This window comes from Streptomyces sp. NPDC032091 (genome assembly GCF_055580265.1).
Genome location: NZ_JBVILR010000038.1, coordinates 44067 through 50761, shown reverse-complemented (window position 1 = coordinate 50761; position 6695 = coordinate 44067). Strand labels below are relative to the sequence as shown.

Annotated in this window: 7 protein-coding genes; 4 read left to right on the top strand and 3 right to left on the bottom strand. The window is 72.6% G+C overall.

The window, feature by feature from the left end; genetic code table 11:
• On the top strand, positions 1-82 hold an 82-nt coding region (locus ACZ5NJ_RS36585), incomplete at its 5' end, for an aggregation-promoting factor C-terminal-like domain-containing protein (RefSeq protein WP_450619489.1).
• Between the two features lie 155 nt (positions 83-237).
• Here the strand turns inward: ACZ5NJ_RS36585 and ACZ5NJ_RS36580 are convergent.
• Positions 238-1407 (bottom strand): steroid 3-ketoacyl-CoA thiolase, encoded by a 1170-nt coding sequence (locus ACZ5NJ_RS36580; protein WP_468770923.1) that lies wholly within the window; start codon positions 1405-1407, stop codon positions 238-240.
• A 267-nt stretch (positions 1408-1674) separates the two neighbouring features.
• On the opposite strand from ACZ5NJ_RS36580, the gene ACZ5NJ_RS36575 reads away from it, so the two are divergent.
• A complete protein-coding gene (locus tag ACZ5NJ_RS36575; RefSeq protein WP_468770921.1) occupies positions 1675-2925 on the top strand; it encodes a cytochrome P450 in 1251 nt (416 codons plus the stop codon).
• A gap of 228 nt (positions 2926-3153) precedes the next feature.
• On the opposite strand, the gene ACZ5NJ_RS36570 is transcribed toward ACZ5NJ_RS36575, so the two are convergent.
• Positions 3154-5175 (bottom strand): phosphatase PAP2 family protein, encoded by a 2022-nt coding sequence (locus tag ACZ5NJ_RS36570; RefSeq protein WP_468770920.1) that lies wholly within the window; start codon positions 5173-5175, stop codon positions 3154-3156.
• 70 nt (positions 5176-5245) lie between these two features.
• Here ACZ5NJ_RS36570 and ACZ5NJ_RS36565 point away from each other — a divergent pair, with 70 nt between their 5' ends.
• Positions 5246-5563, top strand: coding sequence for an antibiotic biosynthesis monooxygenase family protein (locus ACZ5NJ_RS36565; protein WP_468770918.1), 318 nt, complete (start codon positions 5246-5248; stop codon positions 5561-5563).
• A 69-nt stretch (positions 5564-5632) separates the two neighbouring features.
• On the opposite strand, the gene ACZ5NJ_RS36560 is transcribed toward ACZ5NJ_RS36565, so the two are convergent.
• Positions 5633-6028: a nuclear transport factor 2 family protein gene (locus tag ACZ5NJ_RS36560; RefSeq protein WP_468770916.1), complete on the bottom strand. Its 396-nt coding sequence runs from the start codon at positions 6026-6028 to the stop codon at positions 5633-5635.
• Positions 6029-6162: 134 nt separating this feature from the next.
• Between ACZ5NJ_RS36560 and ACZ5NJ_RS36555 the strand changes: the two genes are divergently transcribed.
• Positions 6163-6684, top strand: a complete 522-nt coding sequence (locus tag ACZ5NJ_RS36555; RefSeq protein ID WP_468770932.1) for a GNAT family N-acetyltransferase — start codon at positions 6163-6165, stop codon at positions 6682-6684.
• The last annotated feature ends 11 nt before the right edge of the window (positions 6685-6695 follow it).

Genomic DNA, 6695 nt, shown 5'->3' with positions numbered 1-6695 from the left:
GTGGGGCCTGGACTACATGAACGACCGCTACGGCAGCCCGGTCGGCGCCTGGAACTTCTGGCAGGCCAACCACTGGTACTAAGCCGCCCACGGCAGCCACCCACGGCAGCACAGCGGACCGCAGCACAGCAGACACACGAGGGCCCCGGTGGCCGGCCTCCCCAGGTCCGGCCACCGGGGCCTCTCGCATCCCATCCCACGGGGTTCGGTGGGCGCGCTCCGGCGCGCGCGGCGCGCTCAGAGGCGCTGGATGATCGTGCCGGTCGCCAGTGCGCCGCCCGCGCACATGGTGATCAGCGCGAACTCCTTGTCGCGCCGCTCCAGCTCGTGGAGCGCGGTGGTGATCAGCCGGGCGCCGGTGGCGCCGACGGGGTGGCCGAGGGCGATGGCACCGCCGTTGACGTTGACCTTCTCCAGGTCCTGTCCGAAGACCTGGGCCCAGCTGAGGACCACCGACGCGAAGGCCTCGTTGATCTCGACGAGGTCGATGTCCCTGAGGGACATCCCGGCCTTGCCGAGGACGGCCCGCGTCGCGTCGATGGGCCCGTCGAGGTGGAAGTGCGGGTCGGCGCCGACCAGGGCCTGGGCGACGACGCGGGCGCGCGGCTTGAGCTTGAGGGCGCGGGCCATCTTGCGCGAGGCCCACATCACGGCGGCGGCGCCGTCGGATATCTGGGAGGAGTTCCCGGCGGTGTGCACGGCCGTCGGCATGACCGGCTTGAGCCGGGCCAGGCCCTCCATGCTGGTGTCGCGCAGGCCCTCGTCCCGGTCGACCAGCCGCCACATGCCCTGCCCGGCGGCCTGTTCCTCCTCGGTCGTCGGGACCTGGACGGCGAAGGTCTCGCGCTTGAAGCGCTCCTCGGCCCAGGCGGTGGCGGCCCGCTCCTGCGAGAGGACGCCGAGTCGGTCGACGTCCTCGCGGGTCAGGCCGCGGTGGCGGGCGATCCGCTCGGCCGCCTCGAACTGGTTGGGGAGGTCGACGTTCCACTCGTCCGGGAAGGGCTTGCCGGGGCCGTGCTTGGAGCCGGAGCCGAGCGGCACCCGGCTCATGGCCTCGACGCCGCAGGCGATGCCGATGTCGATGACCCCGCCGGAGACCATGTTGGCCACCATGTGGTTGGCCTGCTGGGAGCTGCCGCACTGGCAGTCGACGGTGGTGGCGGCGGTCTCGTACGGGAGCCCCATGGCGAGCCAGGCGTTGCGGGCGGGGTTCATGGACTGCTCGCCGGCGTGCGTGACGGTGCCGCCGACGATCTGCTCGACGCAGTCGGGCTGGATTCCGGTACGGGCGAGGAGTTCGCGGTAGGTCTCGCCGAGCAGGTAGGCGGGATGGAGATTGGCCAGGGCGCCCCCGCGTTTCCCGATGGGCGTGCGTACGGCTTCGACGATGACGGGTTCCGCGGCCATGAGCTCGTCCTCTCCTGCACACTCTGCACAGCGCCTGCATGACGGGCCGCCCCGGCGGCCCACACGCTCGAACTAGTACGCGTTCTAGTTATCTACCGCAGTCTTATGACCCGAACCCCTGCCACGCAAGGGTCTTGCACGCCCCCTCCACGGATTCCACACGCAACAGTTGACGCGGAGGCCCTTGTCACTTCTAGAACTCGTTACTACCTTCAAGCCAGCTTCTGATGGATCGTCAGGCCTTTTGTCAGACCTTGGAGCCGCCCGATGTCCTGTCCCGCGCTGCCCGAAGGCTTCGACGCCACCGACCCCGACCTCCTGCGGGAACGGGTGCCGCTCCCGGAGTTCGCGCGGCTGCGGCAGACCGCTCCCGTGTGGTGGTGCGCCCAGCCCCGCGGCGTCACCGGGTTCGACGACGAGGGCTACTGGGCCGTCACCCGGCACGCGGACGTCAAGTACGTCTCCACGCACCCGGAGTTGTTCTCCTCCACCACCAACACGGCGATCATCCGCTTCAACGCGCACGTCCAGCGCGAGCAGATCGAGGCCCAGCGCCTGATCATGCTGAACATGGACCCCCCGGAACACACCCGCGTACGGCAGATCGTGCAGCGCGGCTTCACCCCGCGCGCCATCCGCGGCCTGGAGCAGGCCCTGCGCGACCGGGCCCGCACGATCGTCGAGGAGGCGCGGGCGGCGTCGGGGGACGACAGCTTCGACTTCGTCACCCGGGTCGCCTGCGAACTCCCCCTCCAGGCCATCGCCGAGCTGATCGGCGTACCGCAGCGGGACCGGGCCAGGATCTTCGACTGGTCGAACAAGATGGTCGCGTACGACGACCCGGAGTACGCGATCACCGAGGAGGTCGGCGCCAACGCGGCCGTCGAACTCATCGGGTACGCGATGAACCTGGCCGCCGAACGCAAGGAGTGCCCGGCCAAGGACATCGTCACCCAGCTGGTGGCGGCCGAGGGCGAGGGCAACCTGCGCTCCGACGAGTTCGGCTTCTTCGTGCTGCTGCTGGCCGTCGCCGGCAACGAGACCACCCGCAACGCCATCAGCCACGGCATGCACGCCTTCCTCACCCACCCCGAGCAGTGGGAGCTCTACAAGGCGACCCGGCCTTCGACGGCAGCGGAGGAGATCGTGCGCTGGGCCACGCCCGTGGTCTCCTTCCAGCGCACCGCCACCCAGGACACCGAGCTGGGCGGGCAGAAGATCAAGGCGGGCGACCGGGTGGGGATGTTCTACTCCTCCGCCAACCACGACCCGGAGGTCTTCTCGGACCCGGAGGTCTTCGACATCACCCGCGACCCCAACCCGCACCTCGGCTTCGGCGGCGGGGGCCCGCACTTCTGCCTCGGCAAGTCCCTGGCCGTCATGGAGATCGACCTGATCTTCAACGCCCTCGCCGACACCCTGCCCGACCTGCGGCTCGCCCCCGGGGGCGGCGGCCCGCGACGGCTTCGGGCGGCGTGGCTCAACGGCATCAAGGAGCTCCGGGTCAGCGCCGGTTGACCCGTGACCCAGGACGGCGGGGGCCGTCATCTCCCACGCCCCGGCCCCTGCCGTCCGCCGGACCGGCCGCACCGGACGGCCGCCCGAGTGGCGGAACCCGGGAAGTGGGCCGATCCTTACAGCACGCGGCGATCCACCGAAGGGGCGCCGGGGCCGACGCGCCCCGGCGCCCCTTCGGCCTGCGGGGCCGTCAGCCCGCAACCCCCGACCGCCGCCCGACCCCGGGCCCTACCGCCGCGCGGCCGTCACCCGTTCGGGCTCCCCCGCCGCCGTCCGGCGCTGCACGGGCAGGCTCACCCGCAGCCCGCGCGGCCCCGACAGGACGTGGACCAGGCCGAAGCCCGCGCCGACGACGGCCGCCCCGCCGACCGCGTCCAGCACCCAGTGGTTGGCGGTGGCCACGATCGCGCACACCGTGAACAGCGGGTGCAGCGCGCCCAGCAGCTTCTGCCAGCCCTTCGGCGCCAGCACGACCACCACGATCCCGCACCACAGCGACCAGCCGAAGTGCAGCGAGGGCATCGCCGCGTACTGGTTGGAGATCGCGGTCATCGCCCCGTACGAGGGGTTCGCCAGGTCCTGCGCCCCGTGCACCGTGTCGACGAAGCCGAGGCCCGGCATGAGCCGCGGCGGCGCGAGCGGGAACAGCCAGAACCCGGCCAGCGCGATGACGGTCGCCAGGCCCAGCGAGGCCCGCGCCCAGCGGTAGTCGGCGGGGCGGCGCCGGTAGAGGACGGCGAGGATCGCGAGCGGCACCACGAAGTGGAAGGAGGAGTAGTAGAAGTCGAAGAACGCCTCCAGCCACGGCGCGTCGACCACGGCCCGGTTCACGGCGCGCTCGATGTCGATGCCGAGGTACCGCTCGATGCCGAGGATCCGGCTCCCGTTGCGCTCGGCGAGGGAGCGGCTCGCGGGGGCCGCGGCGCGGATGTGCGAGTAGATCGAGTAGCCGACCCGTATCAGCAGGAGTTCCAGCAGCAGGTTGGGGCGCGACAGCGCACGCCGCCAGAACGGCAGCAGCGGGATCCGCGCCCAGCGGGCGGCGGCGGGGTGCCCGTAGAGGGTGGGGACGGGCTCGCGCCAGTACGGGGAGGAACGCGGCAGGAACGGCACGGCGCAGGCCGCAGCCACGGCCGCGAGGAGCGGCACGTTGTCCCGTACGGGGGCCAGCGCGGCCATGTTGGGCAGCAGGACCGCGCTCGGCAGGGTGATGGCCAGGACCACGGCCACCGGCCACACGCGCCGGTCGGCGGCCCGCTCCCCCACCTTGCCGGCCACCGCGAGCAGCACCCACAGCAGTTGGTGGCGCCAGCCGGTCGGGGAGACGGCGACGGCCGCGCAGCCGGTGACGGCGACGGCGAGCAGCAGCTGGCCGTCGCGGGCGTAGCGGGCGGCGCGCCGCAGCGCGGCCCGGATGACCGCGGCCGCGAGGGCGGCGTACAGGAGGATCTCGGCGGGGCCGGTGAGGCCGAAGCGCAGCAGGGCTCCGTGGACGGACTGGTTGGCCAGGCCGTCGGGGGAGCCGCCGAGTCCGGTGCCGGCGAGGTGGTGGATCCAGTACGTCCACGAGTCGCGCGGCAGGGCGCCCCAGGCCAGCGCGGTGGCCGCGGCGAAGGTCGCGGCGGCGGCGCGGGCGGTGGGGCGGCGGCCGGTCAGCCACAGCAGCGGGGCAAAGAGCAGGAGGGCCGGCTGGAGGGCGGCGGCGAGGCCGACGAGGAAGCCGGCCGGTCTGCCGCCGGGCACCCGGAAGAAGGCGAGCAGCACCAGCAGGACGGGCAGGACGGCGGTCTGGCCCGGGAAGGCGGTGGCGCGGACGGGCAGGGAGACCATCATCAGGGCGACCAGCACGGGGGCCGCGAGCAGTGCGGTGCGGCGCGGCACCGGGTCGGGCAGCCCGCGTGCGGCGACCACCCCGACGGCGGCCACGAGCAGCAGCGTCAGGCAGGTCCAGGCCACCTCCAGGGAGGAGGGCGCGGCGAGGCCGGCCAGGGGCTTGAGGACCAGGCCGGCGAAGGGGGTACCGGTGAACTGCCCGGCGTCGTAGAGGGTTCCGGGCGCGGCGGTGCTCGCCGAGAGGTGGAGGTCGCCGAACCACTCGCCCGGGGGCACGCGCAGGACGGAGGCGGCCTGTCGGACGGCGAGCACCCCCGCGAGCGCCCACAGCAGGAGGCGCGCCGCCCCGAGTCTGCCGCTACCGCCTATGACCCCGGCATGTCCGTTGGCACCGCCGTGCTCCGCCGCGTCAGCCACGCCTCGCCGTCCTCACTGGGGATCACTACCGGGACGACGATATCCCCCGCGGGATCCCTAGGATGGCGGCATGAGCATCGTGAAGATCAACGCCCTGACGGTTCCCGACGAGCAGCGGGAGGTGCTGGAGCAGCGGTTCGCCTCGCGGGCGGGCGCCGTGGAGAACTCGGACGGGTTCGAGTGGTTCGAGCTGCTGCGGCCGGTCGAGGGCACGGACCAGTACCTCGTGTACACGCGCTGGCGTTCCGAGGAGGACTTCCAGGCGTGGATGGAGGGTCCGATGAAGGCGGCGCACCAGGGCGGCGGGGACCGGCCGAAGCCGGCGGCCTCGGGGTCGCAGGTGTGGTCGTTCGAGGTCGTGCAGCAGGCGGCGCCGAAGAAGGCGTGAGGACGGGGGACGGGCGGAAGGGCCCGGGGCGTGCGCGCCCCGGGCCCCTCCGCTGCGGCTTCCGGGCGCTCAGCTCCAGAAGGCGTCGCTCTCGTCGATGTCCTGGGTGCACTGGTCGATGTCGGTGATCTTGCCGCCGACGATGGTGAAGAAGAGTCCCTCGTGGATCTCGATGCCCCGGTCGCCGCGGTCCGCCATGGCGGTGTGGAAGGACATCGCGTGGCCCCGGCCGTCGACCAGGACGCGCTCCAGGGTGACCCTGAAGGTGCCGCCGGTCTCCTCTCCCATGCGGCGGTAGAGGTCGAGGACCGCTTCCCGCCCCTTGTGGTGACCGGACAGGGGGCTGGTGCCGGGCACGTGGTGGATGACGTCAGCCGTCATCAGGCCGCCCAGGGTCTCCATGTCGCCCTTGCCGAAGGCCTCGTAGCCGCGGCGGATCAGGGCACAGTCCGGATGCTCCGACATGACCGTCCACCCTTCATTCGTGGGATTTTCGCCTTTTCTCATCATCGGCCCGTGCCTGTGGATATTCCACGCGGGGGACGGGGGCGGGCCTCCACAATGGCGGCATGGACAGGAATCCGACCACTCAGATCACCATGGCGGGCAGTGCGGACACTGTGACGGGCCGGGCCGGCGCCTCCGGCTGGGTCGTCGCGCCGGAGCCGTTCACGACGGCCGACGCCACCGCCCTGCGGCGCGCGTACTACGCGGAGGTCGCCGGGCGGTACTGGAAGCGGTCCGTCACGGAGGCGGAGATCGACCAGGGGATGCTGGACTTCCCGGCCGACGAGCTCCGGCCGCCGACCGGGCAGTTCGTCGTCGGCCGGCTCGACGGGCGGCCCCTGGCCTGCGGCGGCATACGGCTCCTCGACCCGACCACCGCGGAACTCACGCGGGTCTACGTCGACGGCGGCGCCCGGGGCACGGGCGGCGGGGCGGCCCTGCTGGCCGTACTGGAGGACGAGGCGCGTGCGCTGGGAGCCGTGCGGGTGCGGCTGGACACCCGGACCGACCTCGTGGAGGCGCGCGCCCTCTACGCGCGTCACGGGTACCGGGAGATACCGGCGTACAACTCCGGCCCGTACGCCCAGCACTGGTTCGAGAAGCCGCTGGTCTGATCCGGCCCCGC

Excerpts from the sequence above, each read along its gene's own strand:
- ACZ5NJ_RS36555 (WP_468770932.1), top strand. The coding sequence starts at position 6,163 with ATGGCGGGCAGTGCGGACACTGTGACGGGCCGGGCCGGCGCCTCCGGC.
- ACZ5NJ_RS36580 (WP_468770923.1), bottom strand. The coding sequence starts at position 1,407 with ATGGCCGCGGAACCCGTCATCGTCGAAGCCGTACGCACGCCCATCGGG.
- ACZ5NJ_RS36575 (WP_468770921.1), top strand. The coding sequence starts at position 1,675 with ATGTCCTGTCCCGCGCTGCCCGAAGGCTTCGACGCCACCGACCCCGAC.
- ACZ5NJ_RS36565 (WP_468770918.1), top strand. The coding sequence starts at position 5,246 with ATGAGCATCGTGAAGATCAACGCCCTGACGGTTCCCGACGAGCAGCGG.
- ACZ5NJ_RS36560 (WP_468770916.1), bottom strand. The coding sequence starts at position 6,028 with ATGTCGGAGCATCCGGACTGTGCCCTGATCCGCCGCGGCTACGAGGCC.